Annotated in this window: 11 protein-coding genes and 2 pseudogenes; 2 read left to right on the top strand and 11 right to left on the bottom strand. The window is 37.6% G+C overall.

Annotation, left to right across the window (positions count from 1 at the left end; genetic code table 11):
* Nucleotides 1-828: 828 nt before the first annotated feature.
* Nucleotides 829-1,968 carry a hypothetical protein gene (locus WKH56_RS28350; RefSeq protein WP_221833504.1) on the top strand — a complete coding sequence of 380 codons (1,140 nt, stop codon included), beginning with the start codon at nucleotides 829-831 and terminating at the stop codon, nucleotides 1,966-1,968.
* A 573-nt stretch (nucleotides 1,969-2,541) separates the two neighbouring features.
* Here the strand turns inward: WKH56_RS28350 and WKH56_RS28345 are convergent.
* Nucleotides 2,542-3,039, bottom strand: a pseudogene (locus tag WKH56_RS28345) (FadR/GntR family transcriptional regulator); the annotation flags it as partial.
* Here WKH56_RS28345 and garD point away from each other — a divergent pair.
* Nucleotides 3,039-3,602: pseudogene (gene garD / locus WKH56_RS28340) on the top strand (galactarate dehydratase); the annotation flags it as partial. The pseudogenes WKH56_RS28345 and garD overlap by 1 nt on opposite strands.
* 59 nt (nucleotides 3,603-3,661) lie before the next feature.
* On the opposite strand, the gene WKH56_RS28335 reads toward garD, so the two are convergent.
* From WKH56_RS28335 to WKH56_RS28290, 10 genes are all read right to left on the bottom strand, one after another.
* Entirely contained in the window at nucleotides 3,662-4,696 is a 1,035-nt protein-coding gene (locus tag WKH56_RS28335) for a DUF3231 family protein (protein ID WP_221833506.1), read from the bottom strand.
* A gap of 107 nt (nucleotides 4,697-4,803) precedes the next feature.
* The gene (locus WKH56_RS28330) at nucleotides 4,804-5,964 is read right to left on the bottom strand and encodes a Ger(x)C family spore germination protein (RefSeq protein WP_275211189.1); all 1,161 of its coding nucleotides are present in this window, start codon (nucleotides 5,962-5,964) and stop codon (nucleotides 4,804-4,806) included.
* The gene (locus WKH56_RS28325) at nucleotides 5,964-7,487 is read right to left on the bottom strand and encodes a spore germination protein (protein WP_221833508.1); all 1,524 of its coding nucleotides are present in this window, start codon (nucleotides 7,485-7,487) and stop codon (nucleotides 5,964-5,966) included. Before WKH56_RS28325 ends, WKH56_RS28330 begins: the two co-directional genes overlap by 1 nt.
* Nucleotides 7,474-8,571: a GerAB/ArcD/ProY family transporter gene (locus WKH56_RS28320; protein WP_275211190.1), complete on the bottom strand. Its 1,098-nt coding sequence runs from the start codon at nucleotides 8,569-8,571 to the stop codon at nucleotides 7,474-7,476. The genes WKH56_RS28325 and WKH56_RS28320 overlap by 14 nt, the downstream gene beginning before the upstream one ends.
* A 194-nt stretch (nucleotides 8,572-8,765) precedes the next feature.
* The gene (locus WKH56_RS28315) at nucleotides 8,766-9,338 is read right to left on the bottom strand and encodes an HTH-type transcriptional regulator Hpr (protein ID WP_063247236.1); all 573 of its coding nucleotides are present in this window, start codon (nucleotides 9,336-9,338) and stop codon (nucleotides 8,766-8,768) included.
* Nucleotides 9,339-9,570: 232 nt separating this feature from the next.
* On the bottom strand, nucleotides 9,571-10,785 hold the full coding sequence (locus tag WKH56_RS28310; RefSeq protein WP_063247235.1) for a cystathionine gamma-synthase family protein: 1,215 nt from the start codon (nucleotides 10,783-10,785) through the stop codon (nucleotides 9,571-9,573).
* 456 nt (nucleotides 10,786-11,241) lie between these two features.
* On the bottom strand, nucleotides 11,242-13,119 hold the full coding sequence (locus WKH56_RS28305) for a sigma-54-dependent Fis family transcriptional regulator (RefSeq protein ID WP_221833510.1): 1,878 nt from the start codon (nucleotides 13,117-13,119) through the stop codon (nucleotides 11,242-11,244).
* A gap of 264 nt (nucleotides 13,120-13,383) precedes the next feature.
* On the bottom strand, nucleotides 13,384-14,763 hold the full coding sequence (gene lpdA / locus WKH56_RS28300; RefSeq protein ID WP_221833512.1) for a dihydrolipoyl dehydrogenase: 1,380 nt from the start codon (nucleotides 14,761-14,763) through the stop codon (nucleotides 13,384-13,386).
* A gap of 16 nt (nucleotides 14,764-14,779) precedes the next feature.
* Nucleotides 14,780-16,006, bottom strand: a complete 1,227-nt coding sequence (locus WKH56_RS28295; protein WP_221833514.1) for a dihydrolipoamide acetyltransferase family protein — start codon at nucleotides 16,004-16,006, stop codon at nucleotides 14,780-14,782.
* A gap of 25 nt (nucleotides 16,007-16,031) precedes the next feature.
* Complete coding sequence (locus WKH56_RS28290; protein WP_028413711.1) at nucleotides 16,032-17,066, bottom strand: alpha-ketoacid dehydrogenase subunit beta; 1,035 nt, start codon at nucleotides 17,064-17,066, stop codon at nucleotides 16,032-16,034.
* Nucleotides 17,067-17,078: the final 12 nt, after the last annotated feature.

Raw genomic sequence — 17,078 nt, 5'->3', positions numbered from 1 at the left:
CTCCACATTTCCGTGCAAAAGTGTTTTTTTGCTCCAATTCTCCATATAAACATACTATTTCCCCTGCTGATATAGTTATTAAACTTCACCTTCCCTATCATTTTGTGAACTTTTTGTGTCTAAAAGAAGTGTTATAACTAATTTTTGCTCCAGGTTCCCGTGCAAAAGTGTTGTTTTTCTTTCTATACTGCATTTACTATAAGTTTGGCTCCAATCTTCCGTGCAAATATGCCACTTTTACATAAATTTTCTTGTGACAGCGACTTTCCCCCTTCGTTTTCTGCATTTTTTGCTCCAAATCTCCGTGCAAAAGTGTTTTTTGCTCCAGATTTCCGTGCAAACATGCCACTTCTTAAAAAAAGCGCGATTTTTTCTGCAAATGTTCATTTATTCTTTGTAAAAATGTGAACTTTCTGTGTCTAAAAAAGGGCATTTTTTTGTTTTATGTCCCTATTTTCCGTGCAAATGTGTCACTTTGTTGCCCAAATCTTTATTTTTATCATTTTTGCTCCTATTCTCCGTGCAAATATGTCATTTTTACATCAAATTTTTTTTTGAATTTTTCACATTACGTGTATTTCATCCGTCATAATACGACATTTGTCTTAAGAATGCTGTTTTATCAACGTTTATGAAATGTAACGCTATTTTTGCTCCACATCTCCGTGCAAATATGTCACCTTGTAAATAGATGTCTCGTCCCTTGGTATCACTAGTCTTTTAAAAAAATGCACCATTTTTCCGTGCAAATATGTCATTTTACAGCCTATATGACTGTGTCTATACTGTAAAAGATGACGTATATAGTTTTGGAAAGGAGGTAACTACATGAGTATACAAAAGCTGGCACTAAAACGGCACACTCTGATAGCAAACAAGCTGCTGATTGTCATGAGCGGTTTAAATAGAGAGACGAAACGAGACAACAGCTATTACTATGAAAAACATTCATTTGGTCTAGCAAAAAACTTTGTAGACATAAAGTGGACGGGTTCTCTGATGAAGCAAATTTTAGCTTACGTAGCCAAATGTAACAGCCAAGGTCATATTTCAATTATTTCTGAGCAAGAACTGGCTAATACAATCCAATGTTCCGTTCGGACCGTTCAAAATAATAATAAGCTTTTAGAAGACTATGACATCATTCGCTGGGATCGTTTATGGGGAGACTATATTCAAGTTTCTTTAAACAACTATTTAGAGGATTTTTTAGATTTACATATAAAAGAAGCTGCTGATGCTCAAAACATATCATATACTCCGGAAATGCTTGATAAAGATCACAATACATATACTTCAAAAGGTGGTTACACTTCTGTTTCAATGGAAGTGATTTATCAATTGCTGGCTATCAAAAATATTAACATGCTGCGCCTGGCTTTACGTGCTTTGTATGTATACGAATCTGATGTAAACGTAAAGAAAGATTCAGAAGCACTTTTATCTTACACTGAGGTAAAACACATTCTTCCAAAATACATTGGCTATAAAGCTGCTATTAAAGAAATGGCTAGTAAATTGAGTACAATTTTCCGTATCGATATACTAGAAAAAGATGATTGTGTCAAAACATTATTAGAAGAAAAGCAGCCAAGAAAATCAATTATTGAAAAAATCAAGGATGGTTTTATTCTAAGCTTTAATTTAACTGGTGCTCATGATAGTAAAAAACAAAAAGAAATCGAAAAGATTCGTGGAGAGCATGCATTTGCTCAGTTTAAGAATTTCTTTAAATCTTTTGGTCATTATTCAATTAAAAAGGAAGATATTCATTCCATTGTACATGAGTTCGGTTTAGATATAATTGAAAAATCATTAACGTCCGTTCAGCTTTACCTGCAACAAACTTACATAGAAGAAAGTATGGATGCATTTCGCCCTCTTGTGCATGAAATGGAGTCAAACTTCTTTACGTATATCCGCAAAATTGCCAACGGGTATTATCAGGCAAAAATTAACGCTCTATAATACTCTTTTTTGTTATGCCTTTTTTCCTCATCTCTACTCTATTTCCCTCCTACTCTTCTTTTCTCTTTAACTTACTAAAACATATTTGTCTCTCAGCTATAATAAATCTCTTTAAATGATAATGATTTTCGTTTTCATGAAAAAAATCAACTAAATGAACAAAAAATACAATAAATAAACGTTATTTTCCGATCGATTGGGTAGAAAATATGACTGTTATAAAAAAATCCTATATTTTTTCGTGAAAATTCTTGTTGTTAACTGCAGTTTTTTTGATTCCTTAATACCCCTTAAACTCAGTCAGCAGAAGGCTTTTACCAATATAATTTTTAACAATGTTTATAATCTCTTTAATTTCTTTTTAATCTCTTATAAATGTATAGTAATTTCTTTAAAATAAAGAGCAGCGAATAAATATAATTCATATATCTGGATGCATTAAATTAAAATATATAACTCACTGAAAAAAGCGATCCTATAAAATGGAAACTCTCTTTCTTACTTCATGTATCTGTATCACTTCATAAAAAAACACACAAAACAAATTCTTTACATCTGCTTTGTGTGTTTTTTTTATTTAGTAGGATTATATTGTTTAAGAACTTTATCACGTACATATTTAAGATGATGATACATTTTCTTGAATGCATCATCTGGGTCATGATTAGCTAACGCATTATAAATAGCGGTATGATGTTCTACAGTAAGTGCTGGTTCTCTAAAGGTAATTTCGCTATCTGTTTTTTCATGAGTGAAAAGCAGGGAATTAATCATACCTTCTACCACCGGATTATCCGCGCTAACAGCAATAATTCGATGGAATTCCTTATCCGCTGCACCGTAATTGTTATCTGTGCTCTTTTTTATTTCCTCGATCGTTTCTTTTAACTGGCTTAATTGATCATCGTTTATTTTTTCCGCTGCCATGGTTACTAGGCCCAGTTCTAGTGCCATGCGCGCCTCCACTACTGCAGGTAAATTATCGATTGATAACGCTAACATAACGGAAAAAGGATGTGCTCCTATTTTGTTATTAAAATACGTACCTCCACGAGTTTTTCGTGTAATTACTTAATGAAGAAGTCGGTCAATCTCTAATTAATGAAATGAAGTGGTATGATCAATATTTAAAAAGAGGCGAAGCTGATAGAAGTGCAAATCCTTCACCTGGAAATAAAAAAGGCGGACTTGTAAACGTAGTAGAAAAAGCACTTGGCTCTATAGCTAAAGCAGGAACAACTCCAATCGTCGAAGTTTTATCGCCTGGAGAAAAGCCGACTAAAAAAGGCTTAATCTATGCAGCAACTCCGGCGAGTGATTTTGTATGCGGAACATTACAGTTAGCTTCTGGGATGAACATGCATATTTTCACAACAGGGAGAGGAACTCCATATGGCCTGGCAATGGCACCTGTTCTTAAAGTATCTACTAGAAGTTCATTAACTGAGCAATGGGACGATTTAATAGATTTAGATGCAGGAAGAATAGCACAAGGAGAGGCAACCATTGAGGAGGTGGGTTGGGAGCTCTTTCACTTAATTATAGAAATTGCAAGCGGCCATAAGAAAACGTGGAGTGATTATTGGGGGCTGCATAATGATTTATGTCTGTTTAATCCTGCTCCTTTAACTTAACAAGATAACGAGAACCTGTTTCTAAACTGGTTCTCGTTGTTTTATGACGCGTTGAGTAACTAATTGGAGATTAAATGACCTCTGTCTGCTGCTTCTGGCGGTGTTTCCATCCAGCCATTTTCCATCATAATATCCGCAGCCTCCTTTACAAACTTTGAGATATTTGTCATTGATTTTCCATATAACAGCGCCAAATCATGTCTTCCATTGACGGCTACCGAATTTCCAAAAGCCCTCATTTTCATTGAGAACATATCCATTTTGTGAAACAGCATTAATTTATCGGAAAATGGTGAAAAAGTCGAAGTAGTAATTAAATGATCAAGAAAAGATGGCGCTGGTAAATTATCTAGATGAAGCTTTTCAACATAGCGTTCTACCGCTTTATTTGTCAGATCTTCGCCTTTTACAAATAATGCACGAATTTTTTCACTTTTAACAACTTGACTAAATGCCAAAATTAAGGCTTTGCTTGTCACATTATTCTCGATGTTATCATACAAATGAGCAATTTCTAATGCGTGCAAAGGTCGAACATCTCCTATAAACCCGCTTAAATAATGAGTAGTAGCGATGTTCACTTTTTCTGGTGCGGGAATAATTGGCGGCTTAATAATAAATCCTTTATCCATTAAGATTGCCTTTATTTGCTCCATCAATTCCATTGTTGCTTTCATACAATACGTTAAAAGCGTCTTTACATCTTCTCTATACATTAGCGGCAGTGCAATACTGTAAATGCTTAAACCCGCTTTAGCAGCATATTTTAAATAATGCACGTAAAATTCATCTTCAAACAGCTTTGGAGCACCTAGGTTCACGTCTTCTTGCGTAAATCCATACGGAATTGGCACATTCTCTTTTGTGAAAATGTCTTTTACGTTACTTTGAAATTCTTCCGTTAAACCTTTTGCATGTTGTAACAGCTTTTTTATATCCGGATCTTCAACGTGTTCAAGAAAATAGCTTAAAATATGTGAAGACATGTTGTTGCCCATATAGGTTGCCCAAAGTTTACCCATTTCGGGGGCTGTTAATTTCTCTTTCACGCTTGTTTTTTTTGAACCTATTTTAGTTGGTTTGATTGTTTCCATCTATAATCTCCTAATTCGATTTGCTTTTTGGTTGGTCTTTTCTATTTTATCTATTCTTCCACTTTTGATTTAACATTATTAGGTGAGAAATGCAGGTTTTCAGTATTTTAGTCTATAGTCGGACCTATTCGCTGTTTGTTTCCGTGCTTAACCTGTACATTGACCTTCACGTTTATTGAGTCTTTTGTTAGAGGAATAGCCCCGTTGCTTTGAACAGCTTTCCATTTACGCAGTTCTTTTTTGTAAAGAACATGAGAAAGCCTGTAAACATCGCTGTTTATACTTAAGCCTTGCGCGTATGTTTCAATAATTTGTTTCTTAATTTTCTGTTCAGCTTCTTTTTTTATAGTTGATAGTTTTTCGTGCTGCGGCATAACTAAAATCGTTGCTTTTGCCCGAACTTTTATATTAAAGGTTAGATTACTACCTTTTAGAACAGGTTCAATTTTTACTTTTTTCTTGTCTACCACAAGATCAATATCGGAATGATCAGGTAGCCTTACCCGTAAACCAGCTCGTACAAATTCATCAGTTATCCATCTAAGCCCTTTGATTTTATTTTCAGAAAAAACTCCTTTTAATTCAGATGATGTAATAGCCACTGCTCCGTTTACTTGAATAGCTGTTTCACTTTTTTGATCCGTTGTTAAATGTTCTTTAGTCTGAACTAGAGGGATGTTTACTTCGTGACTTGGTTCATTAAGATGGATAATGAGCTCTCTTAAATCAACTGGTGGAATAAAGGAGTTTTGCTTGAAAATCACTTTAGGATCGCTCAAGCGAGAAAGAGCATTCGATACTTCGAACATCGGCGTAGCTAACAGCGTTTTTTTCAAAGGGCTTTTCGTCGCATACATCCAAATGTTATATCTCGTTTCCCGATAACGATCTAAAAAGTCCACCGCAGATTTGACAGCGCCATGCTTTAACGCATCGTCCGTTAGAACAAGAAAAGCTAAGTGCCCAAAAAAGATTCTGCGCTGAGAAATTTGATAATACCTAAAAATAGCTTCATCAATGGTTTTTCCTGTTGCGTAGCCAACTTCTACTTTGACTTGACCCGCGCCAGCACCGCTTGCCTCAGATTTTGCCAATAAACTTAAATTGATTGTCTGCAGGTAAAGAATGTAACGATTATCTTTAAAATCTACCCCCATTCCCTGTGCGTATACCATTTGTTCCGGTTCATTCGTATCCCAGCACCCCGAAAGAAACAATAAAAAAGAGCTCATAATAAGTATAAGTAAGTTCCTTATGGTCCTTTTCACTAACTTCCTCCTTCTTCGCGGGTGGAATCGCTTGGGTTAAGCATACTAGCTCTCGTTGCTTTTTTACTTTCGGGCAGGCGGAAGAGGGATTTTAAAATATTTTTCGCGTCTAATCGGGTTGCTAATTCGAAATATGGCACACCAAACGTTCGAATGTTTGTAATATAGATCATGACTAAAAAGATGGAAATAAAAAAGCCAAAAAAACCTAAAATGCTAACACAGATAATACTAAAAAAGCGGATCAGTGAAATTGTTCCTATAAGGGACTGATTTGCTAGCGTAAAGGTAGCAATCGTAGAGCCTGCAATGACAACAAGCATGGCAGGACTTGTTAAACCAGCTCTAATGGCTGCATCACCGATAATAAGACCTCCGATTACACTGAGTGTCTGCCCGACAGAAGTCGGGAGTCTAAACCCTGCTTCTCGAAACAATTCAAATAAAAGAAGCATTAGTATCGCTTCAAGAGAGGTAGGAAACGGGACACCTCTTCTTGCCTCAACAATCGTAGCTAATAGGCTGAGCGGAAGCTGATTTTGATGAAAAGCCGTCATTGCAACCCAAAACCCCGGCAAAAAAGCAGCGATAGAAAGCCCGAAGATTCGAAGAATACGCTCAAAAGAGCTGTATAAATATGTATTTTCTTTATCCTCAGATCCTTTTAATAAGTAAAAAAGGTTAATAGGTGTAACATACGCATATGAAGTTCCATCAATTAATATAATGAACCGGCCATTTAACAGAGATTGAACCGCAAAATCAGGTCTTCCTGTATAAGCGTGGCGAGGAAAAAAGCTATACGGATTTTTATTAATGAGCTCTTCTAGCTGTGTTCCGCTGAAAATACCGTCGATATCGATATTCCCTAACTTCTCCATAATTTCGTCAAGTATCTTCTTGTCAGCTACGTCTTCCATGTATAAAATGCTTACTTTTGTTTTTGTTCGTTTTCCAATCTCTAAAGATTTTGTTAACAAGGAAACCGATTTAAGACGCTTACGAATTAAAGCAATATTCACAGGTAAGTCTTCAATAAAATTATCTCTAGGACCCAATATGGTTACTTCATTTTTCGTTTCTTCTGGACTTCTTTGAGGACGGTCAGAAATATCGATAGACAAAACAGATTGTGGTAATCCAAAATCAATGAATAATTTCCCAGAAAAAATTTCCGAAACTGCCTGTTCTTCATTTTGAACGATAGAAACTGAGGGAAGGTTTAATAATTTTATGATCTTGTCTCCTTCTACTTCCCCCTCTAACTTAGCGCAGCATTCCTCTAATCTTTTAGGGATCATTCCATATAGCATTTCCGTACTCACTAAACCGGTACAATAAATCATAAGCACTCGTTTGTTATAAAAATAAACGGTCTCGAAGTTAATATCGCCGCATTTTCCAAATAAATCTCTTAACGTACGCTCATTGATGATCTGAGAACAAGAAGAACTTTCTTTTAAAAGACTTTCGGTCTTTTGTTTTTTAGAGCTGTAGTCTTTTTGCTTCTTAAAAAATTCCACTTTTATCCCTCCTTGTTTTATGAGAAATTAGAAAGACTATGACTACTAAGAAAAGAGAAAAAGCAACAAACAGCCAGAAAGTAGCCGGTATGATTGTAAAAAATAAAAGATTTGAAAAAGTAAAGTCTGTTATAGGAGCCAGCGTGCATACAGTGATAACCACTAAAATGAGTAAAAGAAACCTTTTGTGGCCTTTTTGAAATGGAACTAATTCTTTCATAATAAAAAGAAAGGTCGAAATGCGGATGAAGGTACCCGACAGCCACTGATAAATAGATAAAAAGTCGATATGCTCTATAAACTTTCCAAGTGATGCAATTCCCCATTCTTCATAGGGAGGGAAACGTTGCTTAGAGGCTTCTACAGGACCAAATTCAGTAATTGCCCCAATAAGAGGCCCAATTGTAAGGCCCGTTAAGAGAATTCCTGCCACCGCTAAATGCTTATAGCGTATAGGCTGCGGTACTTTGTGCTGCAAGAAAAGCAGCAGCAGCAGCTCTACCATCCCTGATCCTTGAAATACAATACTTTTAATAACCGGAAAATAGCCATTTTCTAAAACAGGCTGCAATAAAGAATAATCTTTAAATTGAAAGTTTGTAAAAGAAACAAAAAAACCTAATAGTACAATAAAAAATAAAAGAAACACGTTTACAATACTAATCGTTCTCATGCTCGTAGTGGCAAGTAAGCAACAGGTAAAACCAAATAATAAAACGAGTATAATTAAAGGTGTTCGCTGAAGAAAAATAATATTGATCCACGTAATCGTCTCTCGTAAGGTGGCAATTTCCATAATGGCCAAATAAGCGATTATAAGAAAAATAACAACATTGGTAAATGACTTATTCATATGTTTTTTCATCCATTGAAAAAGATGTTCGCCGTTTGTTTTTTTATTTACATATACGAGTAAAGGAACCCATATGAGTGTTAAAAGACAAGTAAGAAGAACAGTGATCCAAGCATCGCGCCCTGCCGTTTTAATTAATGGAGATATAAGCATCACATGAGTTTTTAAGCCAATAAACGTCATCGAAAGAAGGATCAGCTGAAAAACAGAAATTGAGTCTGACTTATTCATGGTAACCACTCCTTCTCTCCGGTAAATTTACTACTGGTAGCTTATCCTAAATTTCTCATAATATAATGGAGAATCATTATTCACAAAATAAAAAAGAGCTGTTTTATACGTGAAGTTTCTCACGGATAAAACAGCTCGGTCTGTTATTCACTTATTTTCACGAAGCCCTATTCTCTGCCCATTATTCAGCGCGTTCAATTACTAGTTAGCTGGACTTCTTTCTTATCTTCCTTTTCTTCTATTCCCGCTTCTTCTATATTCACAAAAGGTTGATCAGCAACGGTCACTAGGTCGCCGCCGCAAACGTGACGAACAACGGTTACGAGCTCTGGAAAATCGGGAAATTTTCCGTATAACGTTTTTAAAGGAAGTGCGCCTTTGCACACCTTACTGTTATGTGGTTCATACCCTTTGAGCGTGTCAAGCAATAATTGTTCTCCCTTTTCAGTCAGTTTGATGTAGGTATTTCTTTTATCATTTTCTCTTTTGGATAGATGCAGATACCCTTGATTTTCTAATTTTTTCGAAAAATTAAATGCTGTAGAGATATGCATAGCGCCTAAGTTAGCTAACTCTGACATCGAGATTTCTCCCGTGCTGCTAGCCAAACATAAAATATGATGCTCATTTACATTCAGACCATAAGGTTTCACCCATTGCTCCCAATCATCTTCTGCAGCTCGCCAGATGGCTTTACTTACCTGCATTAATTTAAATCCAAACAATGATGCATCTTTTATTGTGTATTCATTTTCTTGTTTCGACATACTATCATTCCTTATTTGTAGGCTATTGTAAGTTAGTTTATTTTTAAAGCGTGTAAAAACATTTTTATTTCATCTAATTTATCAGTATACCTACAAAATCAGACGAAAAAATACACGTGCAGTTTAATTTCTCAGCTTTATTCCACAATATCTCTGCAATTTTGAAGAAACGTCTACCAACTAAAAAGAGTTGCTTACCTTATTTTTATTTAAAAAAGTAATACATGTCTTTTTAATTACTAATAGGTGATGCAGATTCTAAGTGAGCAAATGCTTGTTCTAAGTCTGCAATTAAATCTTCCGTATCTTCAATTCCTACAGATATGCGAACCAGTCCTTCGGATATTCCAAGAGCTTTACGTTCTTCAAGCGTACATTCTACGTGACTAGTCGTTCTTGCCGGACCGTAAATCGTTTCAACTGCTCCTAAATTACCGGCTTTATTTGCATACGTTAACTTTGGCAGCAAAATTTTAATAGCTTCCATTTCTCCTTTTAACACAAAGCTTAATATTCCGCCAAAGCCTTTCATTTGTTTTTTGGCAATATGATGATGAGGGTGTGTTTCCAATCCAGGATAATAGACGGCTTCAACAGCTTCTTTCTTTTGAAGAAATTTAGCAATTTCCAAAGCGCTTCGTTCTTGTTGACGTATACGCAGCTTTAACGTCTTCATTCCTCTTAAAATAAGATACGCTGACATAGGGTCCATGGTCGCGCCATTGATCTCACGGTAGTGATACACATGCTGCATTAATTCTTTAGAGCCGCATACTACCCCGCCTAAAGCATCGGCGTGTCCGCTTAAAAATTTTGTGGCGCTGTGAATGACAAGATCTACTCCTAATTGAAGAGGGTTTTGGTTAATTGGTGTCGCAAACGTATTATCAATAATGACCACTGCCCCTACCGATTTTCCTGCTTTCGCTATTCTTTCAATATCAATAATTTTCATCGTAGGATTTGTAGGTGACTCTAAATACAGCACTTTACATCCTTTATTTACTTCCGCTTCAATTTCTTCATGATTTCCCGTATTACATAAGGTTACATCCACTCCAATGTTAGGAAGGAACTCAGTGAAGATTTTATTTGTTCCTCCATATGTATCTTTTACCGATACGACTCGGTCTCCGGGTTTTAAAAAAGTGTACAATGTGCTGCTAATAGCCGCCATGCCGGAGGAAAATGCGACCGACTCTTCTGCTTCTTCAAGTATCCTTACTTTTTCTTCAAAAGCTTTAACCGTAGGATTACTCATGCGATTATACGTATAGCCTGGTTTGTTTCCTAACGCAACTTCTTGCCATTCGTCTACATCATCATAATTGTAAGCTACGCTGAAGACGACGGGAACTTGAGTGGCATTGTAAGCAAGCGATTCTTTTTCTCCTGCCCATACCGCTTTTGTGCCGTCTTGTACATTTCTAAACTGTTTGTCTGTCATTCACTCATCACCTCTGGTTTTGTTAATTAGATATTGATTAAATTATATATTGTATACAATATACTGTATATAGTACAGAATAATCTGATAATAAAATATGCGTACATTCTTCATTAAATTTAAAAAAGATCGAGATATAACGAAATCAACTCAATCTAACGACGAACAAATAGGATACATGAGCTGAACGCTCGTGACATGTCAGTTGGTTCCGTGCAAGACTTCGCTTTCCGCAGGCGGCCGCTTAGCCTTCTCGTCGCATACGCTCCTGTGGAGTCTCACCTGTTCCGCTTTTCCCGCAGGAGTTTTCGTCTTGCCCTCCAATCAACTGCTAGAAGGGTCTAAACAAATCGAACGTACGTTCACCCTAAAAAAAAAAGAACCACTAATCGAAAATCTTGATCAATGGTTCATTTTTTACTTCGTCTAAATTTAAAATAGCTAAAAACTCTCAGCTTATAAATTGAATTTTTTTAGTCTGTTATAAAATGTACTTCTTGGTATATCTAACAGTTTAGCGGCAAGTGACACATTACCCTGCGTTTTACGTAAAGCATCCATCATCAAGTCTTTTTGAACTTTTTCGCGAAATGTGAGTGCGGATAGGGACGTAAAATCGTTTTCTTCTATTTCTTGTGAAGTATCAGAGTGAGAGATGGTCCTCTGACCACCAAGATGTAAAGAACTCAAATAACTCAATATTGTCTCTTTTTCTGTGTCCGCGTTTAGTGAAATTTTCAAGCGTTCAAGTACATTAAATAATTCTCGAACGTTTCCGGGCCACTGGTAATCTATCAATTTATCTACTAGTTCCTTGGGGAAATTCATATTCCAATCATTCGTTTGACAAAAGTACCGCATAAGATGCGGAATATCTTCTTTTCTTTCCCGTAAAGGCGGAACATGCACGGGGTACACGTGAAGCCGGTAGTATAAATCTTCTCGAAACTTCCCTTCATTGACAAGTTGGCGAAGATCTCGATGAGTAGCGGTAATAATCCGGATGTTTACCGGAATTTCCTGATTGCTTCCCACAGGCGTGACCTTGCGCTCTTGCAATACTCTTAACAAAGAAACTTGCATAGAATGAGGAAGCTCACCTATTTCATCAAGAAAAATCGTACCATGATTAGCCTGTTCAAACTTCCCTTGATATCCTTGACGCCGTGCTCCTGTAAAAGCTCCTTCTGCATAGCCAAATAATTCACTTTCCATAAGTTCCTTCGGAATGGCACCACAATTAAGAGCAATAAAAGGTCCGTTTTCACGCGAACTGTTTTCATGAATCGTTCTCGCCACTATTTCTTTTCCAGTACCTGTTTCCCCTAAAATATAGACCGTTGTATCAGTAGGAGCCGCCTGCTTTATTTCTTCTAATGTTCGCTGAAAGGATCGGCTTATGCCTGCTTCTCCTTTAAAACAAAATGATTGAGCAGAGATCTGTTTAGTTGTTTGGTTATGAGTGGTTTCTTCTGATAAGTAAACAATCTTTCCAATAGAATGACCGTGTCTTTTTGAAATGACTGGCACTTCCATCACTATACGAAATCCCTGTTGTACAATCGTATTCAACTGTTGTCCTGACCATTTAGGTATACATTCCCGAACGGTTTTACTTGCTCCTACAATCACTTCTTTGTAATTGCAAAGCAGCAAGAGCTGCTTGCTATCGACAAAATTCATAGAAGCATGAACCAACTCAATTTCGTCTTTGTGCATTCGAATGCTTAACTCCCGTTCGATTGTATACGCAATGGACGTAACCATTCCAAGCATATAAGGATGCGCTCTGTTTACGGGACAGGAAATATTAATAATCCCAATTAAATTTCCGTCGTCATTTCGAACAGGCGCCGCCGAACAGCTCCATTGATGCGAAGCAATCGAATAATGTTCTGTACCTGTTATCATAATGGGTTCTTCCGTTTGCAGAGCCGTCCCGATTGCATTTGTTCCTACTTCTTTTTCTGTCCAACAGGCACCTTCCACAAAATTAATTTTTCTTGCTTCATTCAGTGTAAGTCTATTTCCTGTAATAGATAAAATATAGCCTTCTGGGTCAATTAATAGAGCAACCATTCCTAAATCTGCCGCTGATTGTCTGATTCTTTCTAAGTGCGGCAACGCCGTTTCAAGAAATAAAGAGTTCATTTGTTTTCGAGAATGAAAATCTTCGTTTCTTAAAATCGATCTGCCTTTATCTAGGTAAGGGTTAACATCTGCGCTTTTACAGCGGTGCCACGATTTTACAATGATGTCGTTTAACCTTGAAGATTCAAGTGCTCCTTCGTTTACAAAACGTTTCCATGTGTTTAAAGAAAGTGTGGATTCCATTTCTTACCTCTCCCCTATAAACTTAATTGAATATAGTAAATCAAGGCTTGTTACTATTATTATAAATCACAAAGAAAACGTTATCATTACCAAAGATAGATTCTTAAACTCACGTTATGTAAAAATTAATAGAAAAACTAGACGAGGATGCAGGAAAATCTCTCTCCCTCTTTCATGATTCCTTCATCCTCTAGTTTACCTTTTTAAATCATTCATTTTTACTTTTCATTCTTAAAGAGCTTAATAACTTGAGCACTTGTATAATCATGAGTGAACGGCCTGACCCGCTGAATGCAAAAGAGCTTCATGAATCGCTTCGGATAATGTAGGATGAGCAGCGATAAAGTCTTCCATTACATCCGTGGTCAACTCCCCGTGCAGCATGATAGTTCCTTGTCCAATTAATTCTGTAGCATGTGCACCTACAATGGAAAGCCCAATAATTTCATTAAACTGCGGTTCTACGATTACTTTCACTTTTCCAACAGAATCATTTGCAATCATCGCTTTGCCGTTTGCCATAAACGAAAATTCTCCGATACGAACATCACCGTATTTTTCTCGGGCCTGTTTTTCTGTCAAACCGACACTTGCAATTTCAGGATGAGTATAGATGCAGCGTGGTACAGCTCGGTAATTCACGCTCTTATCTTTTCCGTATGCGTGCAAAGCAGCAACTGTGCCTTCATGAAAGGCTACATGAGCAAGCTGAATTCCACCGACTACATCTCCACAAGCATAGATATTAGGTATATTCGTTTGCATATGCTCATTAACATCAATTCCTTGTTTTGAAAAATGTATGCCAAGCTTTTCTAAACCTAAACCTAGCACTCTAGGCTTTCTCCCAATTGAAATTAATGCATAGTCAGCCTGCAGTTCATGCAGTTCTTCTTTATGTTTAAATAGAGCCGTTTTATCTTGTGGCTGCATTTCTGTTAGCGAAGCAGATGTATAAATCGTTACGCCTTTTTTCTCTAACTCTTCCTGCAACATAAAGGCGATATCGGCGTCTTCACCAGAAAGCAGCTGATCTGCCGCTTCCACAATCGTTACTTTTGTTCCCATTTGACTGTAAATGCTTGCAAATTCACACCCAATTACACCTCCTCCTACTATCAAAAGAGATGAAGGGATAGAAGGCAGCGACATCGCTTGTCCACTGTGAATGATCCACTTTCCATCAAACGGAGCAAATGGCAGGCTAGCAGGTTCTGAACCTGCAGCAATAATAAACTGTTCAGCCTCTATTTCTTCTACTTGATTTTCATTTCGCACGGCTAGGCGATGATTTGTCAAAAAAGAAGCTTCTCCTTTCATGACTTTAATACTGTTCTTTTTCATCAAATAGCCAATTCCCCTGACCAAGTTTTTAACAATGATTGTTTTATGATGCTGAACGCCATCCCAGTTAATTTTCACTTGTTCTAAAGGAAGAGTGATGCCGAATTGCTCAGCTTGCTTTATTTTCTCATAGACTTCCGCGCTTGCTAATAATGACTTTGTTGGCATGCAGCCCTCATTTAAACATGTTCCACCTAAATCTTTTTGTTCGATTAACGTAACTTGTTTTCCTTGCCGGGCGGCAGTGATTGCCGCCACATATCCTGCAGGACCGCCGCCAATGACAACTAAAGGTTTCATGGAATGCACCAACTTTCTATAAGAGTAGTAAAATAGGTTGCTCTAAGTATTGTTTAATAGTTCCAAGGAAATTAGCTGCAGGTGCTCCGTCCAGTACGCGATGATCAAACGTCAGGCTTAAAGGCAGCACGTTTCTTCTTTGTAAATCGTCTCCTATATACATAGGTACATCTTCAGTAGCTCCCACACCAAGGATTCCTGTTTCAGGCGGGTTCAATACAGGTGTAAAATACTCTACTCCGTAAGTACCGAGATTAGTAATAGTGAATGTGGAACCTTGCATGCTATCAGTACTCAACTGACCTTGCCGAGCATCCGCTGCTCGTGTTTTAATCTCTGCAGCTAATTCAACTAACGGCATTTTTTCAGCATGTTGCACAACAGGAACAACTAGCCCATTTTCTAAAGCCACGGCCATTCCAAGATGAACATGATGATAGAGATGAATTTCGTTATCGATATACGCACTGTTCATTTGCTTGTGTTCTTGAAGTGAAAGAACAACAGCGCGAGCAATAAAATCAGTTAGAGAGATTTTCACCTTATGGCGTTGTTGAATCACTTCTTTAATTTCTCGTTGAAGAGACAGCAAATCCGTCACGTCAGCTTTCATATTAATCGTTAATTGAGCACTGTTTAGTAAGCTATTATGCATTCGGCCTGCAATGACTTTCCTCATCCCCGCTACTGGAAGCGTTTCTTTTTTTGTAGCTTTATCTATTTCAACTGGTGGATGACTTGTTTCTGAAGCTTTTTCTGTCAGCACTTTCTCTACATCCGCTTTTGTGATTCTTCCTTTTGGTCCCGTGCCTTTAATCATTTCAATGTCAAGGTTTTCAGATTCTGCTATTTTCCGTGCAATTGGTGAAATGCGCACAGTTTCTTTGCTCTTCTTTGATGAAGCTGCGTTTGCTGGCGGCTCTTCTAAAGAGACAGCAGCCGCTACCTCGTTTTTAGGCGCTTGCAGCTCATTTGCTGAACGGTTCTGCTCAGTGAGCTGCTCGTTTGGCTTTCCAACATAACAGATAATCGTTCCAGGAGGCACTCCTATATCTTCTTGCACAAGGATATCAAGAATCACACCGTCCTGCGGCGCTTCAATTTCCATTTCTATTTTTTCAGAATTAATACTTGCAATCATATCTCCTTTTGAAACGGAGTCTCCCACTTTTTTATTCCATGTCGAAACGGTTCCTTCTTTCATTGCCATACCTAGTTTTGGCATTACAACCTCTGCAGCCATTTGCTTCCTCCTCCTTTCTCTTTACTTACACGCTTAGAAGCGATTTATCTCCTAGCAACTCCGATACAACTTCAATTACTTTTTGCGGTGTTGGCAGATAAATATCTTCTAATGGAGGTGAAAATGGTACAGGTGTATGTGGTGCTGTAATTCGTTTAATAGGTGCATCAAGCATATCAAATCCTTTATCAGCAACTAGCGCAGCAATATCTGTTGCGATGCTGCATCTTGGGTTAGCTTCGTCAATAACAATTAATCGATTCGTTTTTTCTACAGAAGAAAGAATCGTCTCTTCGTCAAAAGGTGATAGACTTCGCGGATCGACTACTTCTACGTCAATTCCTTTGTGAGATAATTGATCTGCGGCTGTAAGTGCAGTATTTACTTGTTTGCCAATCGCTACAATAGTTAAATCTGTTCCTTCGCGTTTCACGTCTGCTTTTCCTAATGGAATCGTATAATAGCCTTCAGGAACCTCACCTTTCATGTTGTACAATGTTTTGTCTTCAAAAAAGATAACCGGATCATTGTCTTCAATTGCTGCTAATAATAAACCTTTTGCATCGTAAGGGGTAGAAGGCACCACTACTTTAATGCCAGGAATGCTAGTGAACAGAGCATACAAGCTCTGAGAATGCTGAGCCGCAGCTCTGAATCCAGCTCCATGAGTCGTTCGAATCGTGACGGGCACTTCTGCTTTTCCTCCGAACATGTATCTGAATTTTGCGCCTTGATTCAGCACTTGATCTAAGCAGCAGCCAATAAAGTCATTAAACATTAATTCTGCAACCGGTCTTAACCCCGTAGCTGCCGCTCCCATTGCAGCTCCTATATAAGCTGCTTCTGAAATAGGCGTATCAAGAATTCGTTCACGTCCAAATTCTTGTACAAGTCCCTTTGTCACTCCAAGGACACCGCCCCAAGCCTCATCATCTTGCAGGTGGTCAATTTCCGCTCCGCCAGCTACATCTTCTCCCAGCAGAATCACATTCTCATCTTTTCGCATCGCTAGTTTCATTGCTTCATTGATAGCTTCAGACATACTTAATTTTCTAGTCATTTTCTTTTCCCC

This window comes from Priestia sp. SB1 (assembly GCF_038898415.1).
This window is presented reverse-complemented; position numbering and strand designations above follow the sequence as displayed.

Bases quoted from the DNA above. Each gene is read 5' to 3' on its own strand.
- WKH56_RS28315 (WP_063247236.1), bottom strand. From the start codon at position 9,338: ATGTCGAAACAAGAAAATGAATACACAATAAAAGATGCATCATTGTTT.
- WKH56_RS28310 (WP_063247235.1), bottom strand. From the start codon at position 10,785: ATGACAGACAAACAGTTTAGAAATGTACAAGACGGCACAAAAGCGGTA.
- WKH56_RS28305 (WP_221833510.1), bottom strand. From the start codon at position 13,119: ATGGAATCCACACTTTCTTTAAACACATGGAAACGTTTTGTAAACGAA.
- WKH56_RS28335 (WP_221833506.1), bottom strand. From the start codon at position 4,696: ATGGAAACAATCAAACCAACTAAAATAGGTTCAAAAAAAACAAGCGTG.
- WKH56_RS28295 (WP_221833514.1), bottom strand. From the start codon at position 16,006: ATGGCTGCAGAGGTTGTAATGCCAAAACTAGGTATGGCAATGAAAGAA.
- WKH56_RS28350 (WP_221833504.1), top strand. From the start codon at position 829: ATGAGTATACAAAAGCTGGCACTAAAACGGCACACTCTGATAGCAAAC.
- lpdA (WP_221833512.1), bottom strand. From the start codon at position 14,763: ATGAAACCTTTAGTTGTCATTGGCGGCGGTCCTGCAGGATATGTGGCG.
- WKH56_RS28320 (WP_275211190.1), bottom strand. From the start codon at position 8,571: ATGAATAAGTCAGACTCAATTTCTGTTTTTCAGCTGATCCTTCTTTCG.
- WKH56_RS28290 (WP_028413711.1), bottom strand. From the start codon at position 17,066: ATGACTAGAAAATTAAGTATGTCTGAAGCTATCAATGAAGCAATGAAA.